This is a genomic window from Rhodococcus parequi (assembly GCF_046042785.1).
In the GTDB taxonomy this organism is placed as follows: Bacteria; Actinomycetota; Actinomycetes; order Mycobacteriales; family Mycobacteriaceae; genus Prescottella; species Prescottella parequi.
In genome coordinates, this window is sequence record NZ_JBDLNV010000008.1 from 222,193 (window position 1) to 236,413 (window position 14,221).

The 14,221-nt window shown below is 69.4% G+C and carries 15 protein-coding genes; 6 read left to right on the forward strand and 9 right to left on the reverse strand.

All coding sequences use genetic code 11. The features are described 5' to 3' along the window. Positions 1 to 12: 12 nt before the first annotated feature. On the forward strand, positions 13 to 1,044 hold the full coding sequence (locus tag ABEU20_RS21960; RefSeq protein WP_420166488.1) for an iron-siderophore ABC transporter substrate-binding protein: 1,032 nt from the start codon (positions 13 to 15) through the stop codon (positions 1,042 to 1,044). On the opposite strand, the gene ABEU20_RS21965 is transcribed toward ABEU20_RS21960, so the two are convergent. Beyond that, the gene (locus ABEU20_RS21965; RefSeq protein ID WP_420166489.1) at positions 1,045 to 1,587 is read right to left on the reverse strand and encodes a GbsR/MarR family transcriptional regulator; all 543 of its coding nucleotides are present in this window, start codon (positions 1,585 to 1,587) and stop codon (positions 1,045 to 1,047) included. 136 nt (positions 1,588 to 1,723) lie between these two features. Further along, positions 1,724 to 3,088 (reverse strand): ammonium transporter, encoded by a 1,365-nt coding sequence (locus tag ABEU20_RS21970; protein WP_420166490.1) that lies wholly within the window; start codon positions 3,086 to 3,088, stop codon positions 1,724 to 1,726. Positions 3,089 to 3,281: 193 nt separating this feature from the next. On the opposite strand from ABEU20_RS21970, the gene ABEU20_RS21975 reads away from it, so the two are divergent. Continuing rightward, positions 3,282 to 4,484, forward strand: coding sequence for an NAD(P)/FAD-dependent oxidoreductase (locus ABEU20_RS21975; RefSeq protein WP_420166491.1), 1,203 nt, complete (start codon positions 3,282 to 3,284; stop codon positions 4,482 to 4,484). 6 nt (positions 4,485 to 4,490) lie between these two features. Here ABEU20_RS21975 and ABEU20_RS21980 read toward each other — a convergent pair whose 3' ends face one another. Then, complete coding sequence (locus tag ABEU20_RS21980; RefSeq protein ID WP_420166492.1) at positions 4,491 to 5,102, reverse strand: CG0192-related protein; 612 nt, start codon at positions 5,100 to 5,102, stop codon at positions 4,491 to 4,493. Between the two features lie 113 nt (positions 5,103 to 5,215). Beyond that, on the reverse strand, positions 5,216 to 6,505 hold the full coding sequence (locus ABEU20_RS21985; protein ID WP_420166493.1) for an adenylosuccinate synthase: 1,290 nt from the start codon (positions 6,503 to 6,505) through the stop codon (positions 5,216 to 5,218). Positions 6,506 to 6,790: 285 nt separating this feature from the next. Between ABEU20_RS21985 and ABEU20_RS21990 the strand changes: the two genes are divergently transcribed. Beyond that, complete coding sequence (locus tag ABEU20_RS21990; RefSeq protein WP_420166494.1) at positions 6,791 to 7,465, forward strand: hypothetical protein; 675 nt, start codon at positions 6,791 to 6,793, stop codon at positions 7,463 to 7,465. Positions 7,466 to 7,491: 26 nt separating this feature from the next. Beyond that, positions 7,492 to 8,271 carry a site-2 protease family protein gene (locus tag ABEU20_RS21995; protein ID WP_420166495.1) on the forward strand — a complete coding sequence of 260 codons (780 nt, stop codon included), beginning with the start codon at positions 7,492 to 7,494 and terminating at the stop codon, positions 8,269 to 8,271. Between the two features lie 57 nt (positions 8,272 to 8,328). Here ABEU20_RS21995 and ABEU20_RS22000 read toward each other — a convergent pair whose 3' ends face one another. The 3 genes from ABEU20_RS22000 to ABEU20_RS22010 all read right to left on the reverse strand — a co-directional run bounded on the left by ABEU20_RS22000 (position 8,329) and on the right by ABEU20_RS22010 (position 10,696). Continuing rightward, complete coding sequence (locus ABEU20_RS22000; protein WP_107982469.1) at positions 8,329 to 8,634, reverse strand: chorismate mutase; 306 nt, start codon at positions 8,632 to 8,634, stop codon at positions 8,329 to 8,331. A 73-nt stretch (positions 8,635 to 8,707) separates the two neighbouring features. After that, the gene (locus tag ABEU20_RS22005) at positions 8,708 to 9,619 is read right to left on the reverse strand and encodes an aminotransferase class IV (protein ID WP_420166496.1); all 912 of its coding nucleotides are present in this window, start codon (positions 9,617 to 9,619) and stop codon (positions 8,708 to 8,710) included. A gap of 117 nt (positions 9,620 to 9,736) precedes the next feature. Further along, positions 9,737 to 10,696, reverse strand: coding sequence for a helix-turn-helix transcriptional regulator (locus ABEU20_RS22010; RefSeq protein ID WP_420166497.1), 960 nt, complete (start codon positions 10,694 to 10,696; stop codon positions 9,737 to 9,739). A 64-nt stretch (positions 10,697 to 10,760) separates the two neighbouring features. Between ABEU20_RS22010 and ABEU20_RS22015 the strand changes: the two genes are divergently transcribed. After that, entirely contained in the window at positions 10,761 to 11,225 is a 465-nt protein-coding gene (locus tag ABEU20_RS22015) for a pyridoxamine 5'-phosphate oxidase family protein (RefSeq protein WP_420166498.1), read from the forward strand. Beyond that, positions 11,222 to 12,145: an SDR family oxidoreductase gene (locus ABEU20_RS22020; protein WP_420166499.1), complete on the forward strand. Its 924-nt coding sequence runs from the start codon at positions 11,222 to 11,224 to the stop codon at positions 12,143 to 12,145. Before ABEU20_RS22015 ends, ABEU20_RS22020 begins: the two co-directional genes overlap by 4 nt. A 7-nt stretch (positions 12,146 to 12,152) precedes the next feature. On the opposite strand, the gene ABEU20_RS22025 is transcribed toward ABEU20_RS22020, so the two are convergent. Together ABEU20_RS22025 and ABEU20_RS22030 are read right to left on the reverse strand one after the other, a co-directional pair. Continuing rightward, entirely contained in the window at positions 12,153 to 13,079 is a 927-nt protein-coding gene (locus ABEU20_RS22025; protein ID WP_420166500.1) for a cation diffusion facilitator family transporter, read from the reverse strand. A 60-nt stretch (positions 13,080 to 13,139) separates the two neighbouring features. After that, complete coding sequence (locus tag ABEU20_RS22030) at positions 13,140 to 14,213, reverse strand: FUSC family protein (RefSeq protein WP_420166578.1); 1,074 nt, start codon at positions 14,211 to 14,213, stop codon at positions 13,140 to 13,142. Positions 14,214 to 14,221: the final 8 nt, after the last annotated feature.

A 14,221-nucleotide genomic window follows, 5' to 3' on the forward strand; every position in this document is an offset into this window, starting at 1 on the left:
AAAGGCTCCTCCATGAGATTCGCTCGATCAGGGACCGCTCGCGGGTCCGTCCTGCTGACCGGCCTGGTGGCCGCAGCCCTCGTCCTCACCGGCTGCAGCTCGAGCGAGTCCGCGACCGACTCCGGCAGCAGCGACTTCGAGACCGTCACGATCGAGCACGCCCTCGGCACGGCCGTCGTCACCGAGGAACCCGAGCGCATCGTGACGCTGGGCATGGGCTCGGCCGAGACCGCGATCGCCCTGGGCACGGTGCCGGTCGGCATCGAGGCGTACGAGTGGGGCAGCGACGACACCGGCTACCTGCCGTGGATCCACGACGCGGTCACCGAGCGCGGCGCGCAGTTGCCCGTGCAGTTCACCGGTGGCAGCGAGATCGACATCGAGGCCATCGCCAAGCTGGACCCGGACCTGATCCTGGCACCGTGGTCGGGCGTCACCCAGCAGCAGTACGACGCGTTGAGCTCCCTCGCCCCCACCGTCGCATACGCCGAGAAGGCGTGGACGACCACGTGGGAGGACCAGATGAGGGTCATCGGAAAGGCGATGGGCAAGGCGGCCGAGGCCGATCAGGAGATCGCGAAGATCAAGGCGCAGTTCGCCGATGCCACCGCGGCGCATCCCGAGTACGCGGACGTGTCCTTCTCGTTCATCTACAACACGGGCCTCGCCACGCTGGGCGTGTTCTTCCCGGACGAGCAGCGCGTCGCGATGGTGCGCGCCCTCGGTCTGCAGGTCGACCCGATCGTGAACACCCTGCCCGAGACCGACGGCACCGACTCCGCGGTGATCGGTCTCGAGAACGCGCACCTGCTGAAGGACTCCGATCTGCTGTTCACCTTCTACTCCGACGAGGCGAATCGCGCCGAGATCGAGGCCCAGCCGGTCTACCGCCAGATCCCCGCGATCGCACGCGGATCGGTGGTGGCACCCAAGGATCAGCCGTTCGTCACCGGATCGTCGATCATCAACCCGCTGACCGTGCCGTGGTCGATCGAGCGCTACGTGCCGATGATCGACGAGGCTGTCGCCAAGCTCGGCAACTGATCACTCGCCGTCGTCCCGGCCGGATGCTCCGCCACGCGCGTGCCCATCACGCTCGGCCTTGAAGCGGTTCCACTCGCTGCGGAGCATCCGGTTGTCGATGATCCACCCCATGTAGTCGCGCATGTTCAGCACGCGCACGTACGCCGGCCCGGCGGGATCGGTGTGCGCGAGGGCCTCGGTCGCCAACCGTCGCTGATTCTCCAGGTAGGCGTGCTCGTTCTCGAGGAAGCCACCCCACACGTCCGAATCCATTGCGTAGTAGTGGGTTCGGTCTCGTGGTTTCCGGACCAGTCGGACGAAGCCGCGATCGATCAACCGGCGTACGTACGTCGACACCGATCCGCGGCTCGCACCGAGCTCGGACGCCAGTTCCTCGGCCGTCACTCCGGGCGACTCGTCGATGAGCAGGTACCCGGCGATACGCCCCTCGATGCGGGATGCGCCCGCCGACTGCCAGTAGTCGGCGAACCGCTCGACGAACCAGCGCGAGAAATCCTCACCGGTCGCGGGCCCGCCGCCGTCGGTGTTCGTGCCCTCGCTCATGTACCGCCTCGAAATCCCGTCTCCCGAAACTCTTGCCGACGAACATTATGCCGACGGCCGAGCGGACGACGCGACACGGCAACGCGGCCGCCGCCCGTCGGGTGACGGACGGCGGCCGCGAGAACCGTTCGAGAATCTACGTGCGCTGCTCGGTGGTCGCGACCCGCGTCGCGAGTGCCTCGGCGGCGTCCGCGACGGCGGCGGGATCGACAGGCCCCGAACCGGTGACGGTGACGGCCATCGTCTCGGTGACGTAGGCGGTCTCGCCGTGCTCGGTGACGTCGAGGCCCTCGTGCTCGTCCTCGGGACGCACCCGCAGACCGATCGTGACCTGGATGGCCTTCGCGATGAGCCACGTGACCGTGAACGAGTAGGCCAGCACCACCACGACCGCGAGCGCCTGCTTGCCCAACAGCCCCAGGCCGCCGCCGTAGAACAGTCCAGCGACACCGTTCGGAGCGTCCTCGGTAGCGAGCAGGCCGATCAGCAGCGTGCCGAGAATGCCGCCGACCAGGTGGATGCCGACGACGTCGAGGGCGTCGTCGTACCCCAGGCGGAACTTGAGCGACACCGCGAAGCAGCACAGCGCACCGGCGGCGGCACCGATCAGCAGGGCCCCGATCGGGGACACCGCGCCACAGGCCGGGGTGATCGCGACCAGCGCCGCGATGAGGCCGGACGCGGCGCCGAGCGACGTCGGGCGCCCCTCCCGCACCCGCTCGACCAGCAACCACCCGCAGATACCGGCACAGGCCGCGGCGACGGTGTTGAGCACGACGACGGAGGCGGCGTTGTCGGCTGCCAGCGCGGAGCCGCCGTTGAATCCGAACCAACCGAACAGCAGGATACCCGCGCCCAGCAGGGTCAACGGGAGATTGTGCGGCCGAGGCATGTTCGGGAAAGCGTGCCGCTTGCCGAGCACCAGGACCATGGCCAGCGCCGCGATTCCCGCGTTGATGTGGACCGCGGTGCCACCCGCGAAGTCGATCGCCCCCAACGTGTTCGCGATCCAGCCACCGACCACGCTGCCGTCGTCGGAGTCGAACGCGAACACCCAGTGCGCCACCGGGAAGTACACGAGCGTGACCCACAGGCCGGCGAAGAGCATCCACGCCCCGAACTTGATGCGGTCGGCCAGTGCGCCCGAGATGAGGGCGACCGTGATGGCCGCGAACAGCATCTGGAATCCCGCCACCAGCGCCGGCGGCAGACCGGGCTCCGCGGACGGTTCCAGCAGCTGCCCCAGACCCACGAACTCGAGCGGGTCGCCCAGAATCCCCAAGCCGCCCAAAGAATTACCCAGGACCGTCGAGTAGCCGAAGAGCACCCACAGCACACCGACGACGGCGAAGGATCCGAACGTCATCATCATCATGTTGAGCGAGTTGCGGATGCTGACCATGCCGCCGTAGAACAGCGCGAGGCCGGGAATCATCAGTGCCACGAACGTGAATGCCGCCAGTAACCATGCGGTGTCGGCGGCCGCGAGAGCCTGCTCCATATCTGCCCACCTTGCGTCGGCCCGTCTTACACGGGGAATCGAGGTCACCCGAGAGTGGACGGCAGCTGTAAGGCCTGCGAGTAGCTGCGGTGAACAGTGCGTAACGGGATCCGCACAGAATCCGCAGGTTGTCATTGTTTCATTTCATGCAACACTGTCTCTCAGCAAGAAACGCCGCGACTGGAGGTCGGAGATGACAGGAACCACGACGGAGCACGCACGTATCGTGATCGTCGGCGGCGGGCTCGAGGGCCTCGCCGTCGCATGGCAACTCGCCGAACGCGGCGAGACCGACGTGCTGGTGCTCGAGCGAGACACCCTGTGCGCGGGCATGACCGGCAAGTCCAGCGGAATCGTCCGCTGCCACTACGGGGTCCCGTCGCTGGCGGCGATGGCCTGGTACGGGGTGCAGGTGTTCACCCGCGCCGAGGAGATCCTCGGCACCGACATCGGGTTCCGGCAGACCGGATACGTCGTGGGGGTGGGCGAGAACAACGTCGAACCACTGCACTCCAACGTCGAGATGCACCGCGCGCTCGGCGTGCCCGTCGACCTGATCGACGCCGACGCAGTCCGATCACTGTGGCCTGGCATCCATCTCGACGATTTCACCGGCTTCGCCTACGAACCGCTCGGCGGTCACGGCGACGCCTACCTGACCGGCATGGCGTACGGCGCCCGGGCCCGCGCGCTCGGGGTGCGGATCAGGCAGTCCAACAACGTCGTTCGCCTCGTCTCCGACGACGTCGGAGCCGTCCGGGGCGTCGTGTGCGCCGACGGCACCGAGATCCTCTGCGACACCGTCGTGCTCGCCACCGGCGTCTGGAGCCCCGCCCTGGCTGCGACCGCCGGCGTGCCCCTGCCGATCCGTGCGCAGCGCGAACAGCTGGTGCTGGTGGACCAGGGCGAGCCCACTCCCGACGTCCCGACGTTCTCCGATCTGGTGCACCTGCAATACATTCGACGCGAACCGAACGGGCACCTGCTGGTTGGCAACAGCGACCACTCCGATCCCGAGATCGCCGATCCGGACGCCTATCTCAACCGCGCGACGGAGGACTTCGTCGAGACGGCGATCGGCAAGCTCGACCGCATCCTGCCGGGTATGCCGGATCCGAGGCTCGCGTCGTCGTACGCGGGCTGTTACGACATCACGCCCGACTACAACCCGATCATCGGCCCCGCGCCCGTCGAGGGCCTGTTCCTCGCCGTCGGGTTCAGCGGCCACGGATTCAAGATCTCGCCGGCCGTGGGCCGCCTGGCTGCCGACCTGCTGCTCGACGGGATCAGCAGCGACCCTGCCGTCGACGGAAACGAGTTCCGCTACAGCCGCTTCGACGAGGGCAAGCCTCTCGCGAGCCTGCACCCGTACGCCGGTGCCGGCGAGATGCGCTGACGCGGATCAGCGCACGGTGGCGAGAACGCCTCGGCCACCGTCCCATTCGCCCAGCAGCGCGGGCCCGGTGGCCTCGCCGTGGAGCGGCCGATGGTGCACGACGACGGTGGTCCCGCCCGCCTCGATCACGGTGTCGGCGCCGTCCGCGGAGACTCGAACCTCGGTGACGGTCGGGGCCGGTGCACCCGCCGCGCCGGCGCCCCACGCGTGCGCGGAGTTGTCGATCCTGCGCGGCTCGCCGCCGTCGACGTGCACGAACTGGTCTGCCTCACGGCCGCCGCCGAAGACGGTGTCCAGCAACTGCTGCACGAAGACGGGATCCGTCGTCGCGTCGTAGATGTACCGGCGGCCGAGCACCGAGTGGTCCATCTCCCCGGCCGGGCGGGCACCGGGCAGCGGCGCGGCCCGGTACGTCAGCGGCACCTGGTAGAGCGTGCCGTCGGCGTCGCGCACCAGGTGCACCTCGATGCCGACCTCGCCGTCCGGGTCGTCGAACCGGTACGCCCCGACCGGCTCGATCGACGCCGTCGCGCCGTCGTAGTACGGGGACGTCGGGAGCCAGGCCGCGATCAGCTCCGGCTTGGTAGGTGACAGCTGTGCCGCGTAGAGAAGGGCCATGCCCCGATGGTAACCGGCGTGAGCCCTACCACCCCGAAATGCCGAATGCCACATGCGTTCAGTCGAACTGAACGCATGTGACATTCGGTCACACACGAGCGGGGTGGGTGAGGTCAGGCCAGGATGTCGTGGCGGACGATGGTCTCGTCACGGCCCGGGCCGACGCCGATGCACGAGATCCGCGCGCCCGACAGCTCCTCGAGCCGCAGCACGTAGTTCTGCGCGTTGACCGGCAGCTCCTCGAAGGTGCGGCAGTGCGAGATGTCCTCCCACCAGCCCGGCATCTCCTCGTAGATCGGCTTGGCGTGGTGGATGTCGGTCTGCGTCATCGGCATCTCGTCCACGCGCACACCGTCGACGTCGTAGCCGACGCAGATCGGGATGGTGTCCAGGCTCGACAGCACGTCCAGCTTGGTGAGGAAGTAGTCGGTGATGCCGTTGACGCGGGTCGCGTACCGGGCGATCACGGCGTCGAACCAGCCGGTGCGTCGGGCGCGGCCGGTGGTGACACCCACCTCGCCACCCTGCTTGGCCAGGTACTCGCCGTGATTGTCGAACAGCTCGGTCGGGAACGGGCCCGAGCCGACGCGCGTGGTGTACGCCTTGAGAATGCCGAGCACCGTCTCGATCTTGGTGGGGCCGATGCCCGAACCGACCGACGCGCCACCGGACGTCGGGTTCGACGACGTCACGTACGGGTAGGTGCCGTGATCGACGTCGAGCAGCGTGCCCTGCGAGCCCTCGAGCAGCACGGTCTCGCCGCGCTCGAGCGCCAGGTTGAGCTGCAGGCGCGTGTCGGCGATCCGATGCTTGAAGCCGGCGGCCTGCGTCAGCACCTCGTCGACCACCTGCTGCGGGTCGAGAGCCTTGCGGTTGTAGATCTTGACGAGCACCTGGTTCTTGAACTCCAGGGCGGCCTCGACCTTCTGGGTGAGGATCTTCTCGTCCAGGACGTCGGCCACGCGGACGCCGACACGCGCGATCTTGTCCTGGTAGCAGGGACCGATGCCACGGCCCGTGGTGCCGATCTTCTTGGCGCCCAGGAAGCGCTCGGTGACCTTGTCGATGGCCACGTGGTACGGCATGATCAGGTGCGCATCGGCGCTGATCAGCAGGCCGCTGGTGTCGACGTTGCGCTCCTCGAGGCCCGCCAGCTCCTGCAGCAGCACGCCCGGATCCACCACGACGCCGTTGCCGATCACGTTCGTGACGCCCGGGGTGAGGATGCCCGACGGAATCAGATGCAGTGCGAACTTGTCGCCGTTCGGCAGCACCACGGTGTGTCCGGCATTGTTGCCGCCCTGGTACCGCACGACCCACTGCAGGCGTCCGCCCAGTAGATCGGTAGCTTTGCCCTTACCCTCGTCGCCCCACTGGGCACCGATGAGGACGATTGCCGGCATTTCGCTGTCTCCTACGGTCGACGTACAGCCATGTACGACTGCATGGTCCTGCCGTGGTGTAGGCAGTGGCCGGACGCACAGTCTAGCCGAGACCGACCGTCGGCCAGCCGCCGAGGTGTCCGCGCACGGCCCGAAACAGCTTCCGACCACCCAGACTGTTTGCAGCGGCCGCGTCGGTTCGGGTAGACATCGAAATGCCCTTGCGTGCGGTGGTCGCGTCGTGCTCGCCCACCCTCCGCAACGCCCCGATCCGAACCGAAGCGTCGGAGACAAGCAAGGAGTGTCATGGTTCCCGTAGTGCTCAAGTGCGGCAACGCGCCGCTACCGCTGGCGCTGCGGTCGCTCGACGTCCTGAACGTGCCGGCGCTGCCCGACAAGGACGACTTCGACGAGGCGTTCGCCAAGATCGAGACCAGCGAGAAGCCGCGGCTGATCGTCGTCGGTGACGACGCGGCCTTCGCGGCCGCGCTCACCCGGCTGATGCGCACCGATCGCCTGCACGTCGAACTCGCGTACGTGCCCGAGGAACGGACCGACGCCACCCACGCCTACGCCCTGCGCACCGGCTCCAAGGCCGCGACGATCGCCGTGTCCGGTGTCGCCCGCCCCACACCGCTGATCCGCGACGACGCCGGGATCGCGCTCGTCGGCGAGGCCCTCGTCTACGGCTCCGAGCACGCGGGCGAACTGATCGGCGAGGCCTACGTCGACGACGAGCGCCTGTTCTCCGGCACCGTGCCCGGCATGCGGATCGTGCCCACCCCCGAACTTCCCGGCCTGCGCGCCACCGTCGACAAGCGCCGCTGGTTCGGCGGCCACCGGTGGCTGACCGGACGCGCCGTCCAGCTCGGTTCGCCGGCCGCGGTCCTCACCCGCGACGGCGTCCGCACCCCGCGCTCGGTCAAGCGCTCGACGTTCTACCGCCACGACCAGGACTGGCTGCTCGTCTGCGCCGCCTGAGCCGGCATCGCCTGGATACTGGGGGCATGTACTCCGACGCGCGCCCCCGCGCCAGCCTCGTCCGACCCAGCCCGGTGTTCCTGGGCATCGTGGCGATCGCCGCGGTCGGCGGTGTGCTCGCCTGGCGCGCGACGGGCAACGAGATGTCGGGCCGCATCGGGGTGTTCCTGCTGGTCGTCGCCGGCTGGGTGGTCACCCTCTGCCTGCACGAGTTCGCGCACGCGTTCGTGGCATGGCGGGCCGGCGACCACGACGTCGTGATGCGCGGCTATCTGACGCTCGATCCCCGCAAGTACACCCAGCCGCTGCTGTCGATCGGCCTGCCGGTGGTCTTCCTCGCGCTCGGCGGCATCGGACTGCCCGGCGGTGCGGTCTACCTGCAGACCGGGCTGATGTCGCCGCGGGCGCAGACCCGGGTCAGCCTCGCCGGGCCGGCCGTCAACGCGGTGTCCGCGGTGGTGCTGCTGGTGATCATCCGGCTGTTCGGCCTGGACGGCGACCACCAGGTGTTCTGGTGGGGCCTGAGCTTCCTGGCGTTCCTGCAGGTGATGGCGACGGTTCTGAACCTGCTGCCGGTGCCCGGCCTGGACGGCTACGGCGCCATCGAACCCCACCTGCAGCCGAGCACGCGGGCCTCGCTCGACAAGGTCAAGCCGTTCGGACTGCTCGTGCTGATCGCCCTGCTGTTCGTCCCGCAGATCAACAGCGTCTTCTTCGACGCGATCTACGGGTTGTTCGAACTGTCCGGTGTGCCCGACGTCTTCGCGATGTTCGGCAACTACCTCATGCAGTTCTGGCGCAGCTGAGCCGGGTGTGGGCGTGACCGCGCCGACCCCGATCGGTTCCGGATCGGGGTCGGCCGGTCACATGGCATGACCCAGGCGCCCCCGTCCGAGCCGCAGGAGCAGCAGCGCGAGTGTGTGCCCCTCCGGTCCCAGGTCGTCGAAACGCGACAACACCCTCATTTCTCGGGTGTGCACCAAGCGGGTGCCGCCGCCGAGCATGCGTACCTCACCGATCAGACGGGAGAGTTCGGTGCGCTGCTGAATCGCCGCGAGAATCTGTGCGTCCAGGCGGTCGATCTCGCTGCGAAGCTGCTCGATGTCGACGTCCGATCGACGGTCTGCCGAGGGGGTGGCCGACATGTTCGTTACCTGTGCGCTGGTCATGCCGTAAACGCTAGGTACGCGCCCGCGTAGGCACGTAGGTAGTTCACTACCCGATCTCGCGCGGCCGGTATCGCTACAGGTAGGACACCCAGCCTCGGCCGTCGTCGGAGCGCAGGGCCGCCGCGTGCCGCTTGCGCAGCACCTCGCACACCGGTCCCGGGACACCCTCCCCGACGGTGCGTCCGTCCACCTCCACCACCGGCGCGACGCCCGCCGACGTCCCCGTGGCGAACACCTCGTCGGCGATGTAGAGCTCGGTGAGGTCGACGGTCCGTTCCTCCACGCGGATCCCCTCCTCCGCGGCGAGGGTGAGCACCGTGCGCCGGTTGATGCCGTCGAGGATGTCGCACGAGACGTCAGGGGTGATCAGGGTGCCGCCGCGGACCACGAAGATGTTGGCCGCGCTCAGCTCGCACACGTGTCCGGCGCCGTCGAGGAAGACGGCGTCGTCGTAGCCCGCGTCGATCGCGCCCTGCTTGGCCAGCACCGAGTTCACGTATGCGCCGTTGACCTTGGCCCGCGACGGGATCGCGTAGTCGGGGATCCGACGCCACGTGCTGGTGCCCAGGCGCATCCCGTCCTGCGGCACGATCGGCACCGCGTCGTAGACGAACATCGAGACGACGGTGCCGCAGCCACGGACCCGGGTGCCCGGGATCGACTCGTCGACGTGCACGGTGGCACGGACGAAGACGTCCGACGTGGGCGCGTTCGCGGCGACCAGTTCGCCGGCCACCGCCACGAACCGGTCGAAGCTCCACTCGTCGGCGAACCGGTCGATGCCGATGATCCGGCAGGACTCCACGAGACGCCGGTAGTGGTCCCGGAGCCGGAACGCGGACCGGACCCCGTCGTCGACGTGGACCGGAAACACCGTGTAGACACTCAGCCCGTACAGGACCGCGGACGTCGCGACGCCGAGCGTCGCCTCGTGCGCGGGCACCAGGCGGTCGCGGAAGTACACATGCGGATGCGGATCAGCCATGCCCCGAGATCGTAGGGAACGGTGGCTCCCGGGGACAGCGAGTTTCGGCGCGGATGTCCACTCCTCGTGCCCTGCCGCGGGATACCGCTCCGAGCGTTCGGCAATGGACGCCCCGGGCTACGTCGCGTTGAGCCGGGCCGTCTCCCGGCCCGCCGTCGCCAGCGCGGCGCGCAGGCTGGTCGGGGCCAGCACCTCGACGCCCGGTGCGAGGGTGAGCAACTGGTCGGTCGCGACGTCCTCGGCCTCGAGCACGAGATCGACCGTCACCCAGCCCTGTTCGTCCGGGTCCGACGGCGTCACCTCGGCGGCCTCCTCCCCCACCACCGACCGCAGCCGACGCCAGGCGAACGGCGAGAGCCGTACCCGGCACGGATAGCGCAACAGCGCCCGGTCGAACTCCGCCGTCGTCTCCGACCACCACGCGGCCAGGTCGAACGACGCCGGACGCCGTGCCTGCTCGTCCAGGATCTGCGCGGCGTCGATCCGCGTCACCCGGTACGACAGCGTCCGGTCACGATGACGGGCAACGAGATACCAGACACCGGCCTTGGCGACAAGCCCGAGCGGGTCGAGTGTGCGCGAGACCTCCCGCGCTCCCCTGCGATAGCGGATCCGCAGCCGTCGCCCGTCGAGCACCGCCGCCGCGATCGACGCCAACTCGCCCGTCTCCGACGTCCTCGCGAACCAGCCCGGCGCATCGACGTGCAGGCGCTCGCGCCACAGCAGCGCGCCCGCTCGCAACGGAAGCGGCAGCGCGCCCAGCAGTTTCGACTCCGCGCGGGCCGTGACGTCGGCCAGACCCAGATCGTCCGCGAGCCCCGGGATACCGAGCAGCATGAGCGCCGACGTCTCCGTGCCGGTCATCCCGCTGAGCTTGGACTGCCAACCGTCGAGCAGGCGGATGCCACCGCCCGGTCCGCTCTCGGTCCACACCGGCACGCCCGCGGCCTGCAGGGCCGCGACGTCGCGGTACACCGTGCGTACCGAGACGTCGAGTTGCTCGGCCAGTCGCGCAGCCGTGGTACCGGGACCGCCCTGCAGTCGCAGCATCAGGTCGAGGAGCCGGCTCGAGCGCATGACCCAGAGCCTACGGAAAATCACTGACACAAGATGTCAGTGATGAGGCCGCACACTGGCGTCCATGGCAACCTGGCAGGAGTTCACCGAAGCGGCCCCGGCACTGGCCGACGCCGTCCACGCGCGGCTCACCGCGCACCGACACCACGTTCTGGCGACACTGCGCGCCGACGGCTCGCCGCGCGTGAGCGGCACCGAGGTCGAGACCTTCCGGGGTCTGCTGGTGCTGGGGTCGATGCCCGGCGCGCGGAAGGTCCGGGATCTGCAACGAGATCCGCGGTACTCGCTGCACTCGAACCCCGTCCACCACACGATGGACGGCGGCGACGCCAAGATCTCGGGCCGCGCCCGCGAGCTGAGCGGCGCCGAGAAGCGGGCGATCCTGGACTCCTACCCGGAGCACCCCGGCGACGACGCGCAGATCTTCGAGCTGGGCGTGGACGAGGTGGTGCTCACGACCGTGTCGGACGATCGTCTCCACGTCGATCTGTGGCGGCCGGGTGCCGCCGTCACCCGGGTCAGCCGATGAGCGCGCCGGACCTGACGGGGAAAGTCGCCCTGGTCGCCGGGGCGACGCGCGGCGCGGGCCGGGCCATCGCCGTCGAGCTGGCCCGGGCGGGAGCCGTCGTCTACGCGACCGGGCGCAGCAGCCGGGTCGACGGCCGGTCGGAGATCGACCGGCCCGAGACCATCGAGGAGACCGGCGAGCTGATCACGGCCGCCGGCGGCGACGGTGTCGCACTGCGCGTCGACCACCTCGACCCCGATCAGGTACGTGCCCTGGTCGAGCGCATCGACGCCGAGCACGGTCGCCTCGACATCCTCGTCAACGACATCTTCGGCGGCGATCGCTACGCCCAGTTCGGGACCACGCTGTGGGAGCACGATCTGGACGGCGGCCTGCGGATGCTGCGGATGGGCATCGACACCCACGTGATCACCAGTCACTTCGCGCTGCCACTGCTGATCCGCCGGCCGGGAGGCCTGGTCGTCGAGATGACCGACGGCACCGCCGAGTACAACGTCGCCTACCGGCACCAGGTCGGCTTCTACTACGACCTCGTCAAGGCGGCGGTGCAGCGCATGACCACCGCGCAGGCGTACGAGATGGCACCGCACGGCGGCGCCGCCGTCGCGGTGACCCCGGGCTGGCTGCGGTCGGAGAACATGCTCGACGCCTTCGGCGTCACCGAGGACAACTGGCGCGACGCCCTCGATCGGGTGCCGCACTTCGCGATCTCGGAGACCCCGACGTTCGTCGGCCGGGCCGTGACCGCGCTGGCCGCGGACCCGGACGTCGGCGAGTTCAGCGGCGGGGTGGTCTCGAGCGGGCAACTGGCGCAGCGGTACGGCTTCACCGACGTCGACGGGTCCCGGCCCGACTGCTGGCGGTACCTGGTCGAGGTGCAGGACCCCGACCTGCCGGCGAACACCGACGGCTACCGCTGAGCGCACCTCACCACGTGAGGTCCTCCTGGCACCGCGAACCCTCGACACACGATTCGACCTGAACGGTGGCGTGGCCGAGGCCGTGCGAATCGAGCACGGCCTTGGCCGCCCCCAGCACCTGCTGCGAATCGGAATCGGTGGTGAGGTGCACGGTCGCGACGTCCATGCCGGTGGTCAGCGTCCACACGTGCAGGTCGTGGACGTCGGAGACGCCCGGCAGGGACCGCAGGTCGGCGCGGACCGCCTCGACGTCGACGTTCGCGGGAGACGCCTGGGTGAGGATGCGCAGCGCCGAACCGGCGAGCTTCAGCGCGCGGGGGACGACCCACAACGAGATCAGCACACCCACGACGATGTCGGCGTAGGTCCAGTCGAACAGCACCAGCGCGGCGCCGGCGATCAGGACGCCGACGCTGCCGACGGCATCGGCGAGCACCTCGAGATATGCGCCGCGCACGGCGAGCGAGTCCTTGGCGTCGCCCCGCAGCATCAGCATCACGACGATGTTGGCCGCCAGCCCCGCGGCGGCCGTCAGCATGAGGGGGACACCGGGGATCTCCGGGGCGTCGCCGATGCGGCCGATCGCCTCGTACATGACGAACGCGGCCACGCCGAGCAGCAGGACGGCGTTGGCCATCGCGGTGAGCACCTCGGCGCGGTGCCAGCCGAACGTGCGGGCCGCGGCCTTGGAGCCCTGCTTGGCGAGCAGCAGCGCCACGAGGCCCATCGACATGCCGACGACGTCGGTGAGCATGTGGCCGGCGTCCGCGAGCAGGGCGAGAGACCCGATGGCGAGCGCGACGACCGTCTCGAGCACCAGGAACCCCACGAGGATGGCGAGCGCGATCACCATCTTGCGGATACGTGTGGGCGTGGGCCCTACCCCGTTCCCGGCTGCGGTGTTGCCGTGGCTGTGCCCGTGACCGGCTCCCATGATCGACCTCCTCGTCGGTTCGGCCCATCATATGCATGTATTCGCATATATGAAAAGGCGTCAGACGTCGGGGCGGTACGCAGGTTTGGGAACCGTCGGGGGCAACGTCGCGATCGCCGAGATCCGTTCCAGCCCGGCCACCCGCAGCAGATCGACGATGAGCGAGCGGATCTGGGCGAACACGACCGTCGCGGAAATGCCCGCGCCCTCGACCAGATCGGGCTTCATGCCGGACGCCGCCGACCGCAGCACCCGCGCCGCCTCGGCCTGATCCGGCTGCTCCCCCGGTTCGGCGAGGATCATCCGGCGCAACACGTCCAGGGCGTGCGAGAGCTTCTCGATCTCGTCGACCAGGCGCGGGTCGAGAATCTCGTCGTCGCGCACCAGCGAGAGCGACCGGCGCGCGAGCACCCGGATGTTGCGCATCGCGTTGTCGATCGGATCGGCTGTCGCGGTCAGCCGCGCCAACCGGGCGCGCGTCCCCCAGTACAGCGGGGAGATGCGGCTGATCTCCTTGCCGCCGGACAGGTTGCTGCGGAGCGAGTCGATGGCCGACTGCGTGGCGCGGGCCTTGCGCAGCGCCTTCTCGATCGGCTTGGGGTCGTTCGCGATGAGACCGTCGGCGACCAGTTGCAGCACCTCGCCGGCCGTCGAGAGGATCCCCGCCGCGTCGCGTCTCGCGCGGCGGACCGGATGCGTCGGCACGACGGCGACCACCGCGATGCCCACCAGACCACCGACGAGGGCGTCGACCATCCGCTCGAATCCGGCGGCGTCACCCGGCGGCAGCAGTGTCGCGACCAGTACCGCGGACGTGCCCGCCTGCATCGAGAAGATGGGTCCGGAACCGATGAGCACGGCCGTCCCCATCGCGAGCGTGACGACCAGCGTGATCTGCCACGCGCCCGTACCGATCAGCGCGATCAGCAGGTCGCCGATGCCGATGCCGACGGTGACACCGCACACCAGCTCCACCGAGCGGCGCATCCGCGCCCCGAGCGACAGACCCAGTGAGACCACCGCGGCGATGGGCGCGAAGAACGGGCGGGTGTGCCCGACCACCTCGGTCGCGAACCACCACGCGAGACCGGCCGCCAGACCACACTGCAGGATCGGCAGCGCCGACGCGCGCAGCCGACGGA

Bases quoted from the DNA above. Each gene is read 5' to 3' on its own strand.
- ABEU20_RS22010 (WP_420166497.1), bottom strand. From the start codon at position 10,696: ATGCGCTCGAGCCGGCTCCTCGACCTGATGCTGCGACTGCAGGGCGGT.
- ABEU20_RS22025 (WP_420166500.1), bottom strand. From the start codon at position 13,079: ATGGGAGCCGGTCACGGGCACAGCCACGGCAACACCGCAGCCGGGAAC.
- ABEU20_RS21985 (WP_420166493.1), bottom strand. From the start codon at position 6,505: ATGCCGGCAATCGTCCTCATCGGTGCCCAGTGGGGCGACGAGGGTAAG.
- ABEU20_RS21980 (WP_420166492.1), bottom strand. From the start codon at position 5,102: ATGGCCCTTCTCTACGCGGCACAGCTGTCACCTACCAAGCCGGAGCTG.
- ABEU20_RS22005 (WP_420166496.1), bottom strand. From the start codon at position 9,619: ATGGCTGATCCGCATCCGCATGTGTACTTCCGCGACCGCCTGGTGCCC.
- ABEU20_RS21995 (WP_420166495.1), top strand. From the start codon at position 7,492: ATGTACTCCGACGCGCGCCCCCGCGCCAGCCTCGTCCGACCCAGCCCG.
- ABEU20_RS21990 (WP_420166494.1), top strand. From the start codon at position 6,791: ATGGTTCCCGTAGTGCTCAAGTGCGGCAACGCGCCGCTACCGCTGGCG.
- ABEU20_RS22015 (WP_420166498.1), top strand. From the start codon at position 10,761: ATGGCAACCTGGCAGGAGTTCACCGAAGCGGCCCCGGCACTGGCCGAC.
- ABEU20_RS22020 (WP_420166499.1), top strand. From the start codon at position 11,222: ATGAGCGCGCCGGACCTGACGGGGAAAGTCGCCCTGGTCGCCGGGGCG.
- ABEU20_RS21975 (WP_420166491.1), top strand. From the start codon at position 3,282: ATGACAGGAACCACGACGGAGCACGCACGTATCGTGATCGTCGGCGGC.
- ABEU20_RS21960 (WP_420166488.1), top strand. From the start codon at position 13: ATGAGATTCGCTCGATCAGGGACCGCTCGCGGGTCCGTCCTGCTGACC.
- ABEU20_RS21970 (WP_420166490.1), bottom strand. From the start codon at position 3,088: ATGGAGCAGGCTCTCGCGGCCGCCGACACCGCATGGTTACTGGCGGCA.
- ABEU20_RS21965 (WP_420166489.1), bottom strand. From the start codon at position 1,587: ATGAGCGAGGGCACGAACACCGACGGCGGCGGGCCCGCGACCGGTGAG.
- ABEU20_RS22000 (WP_107982469.1), bottom strand. From the start codon at position 8,634: ATGACCAGCGCACAGGTAACGAACATGTCGGCCACCCCCTCGGCAGAC.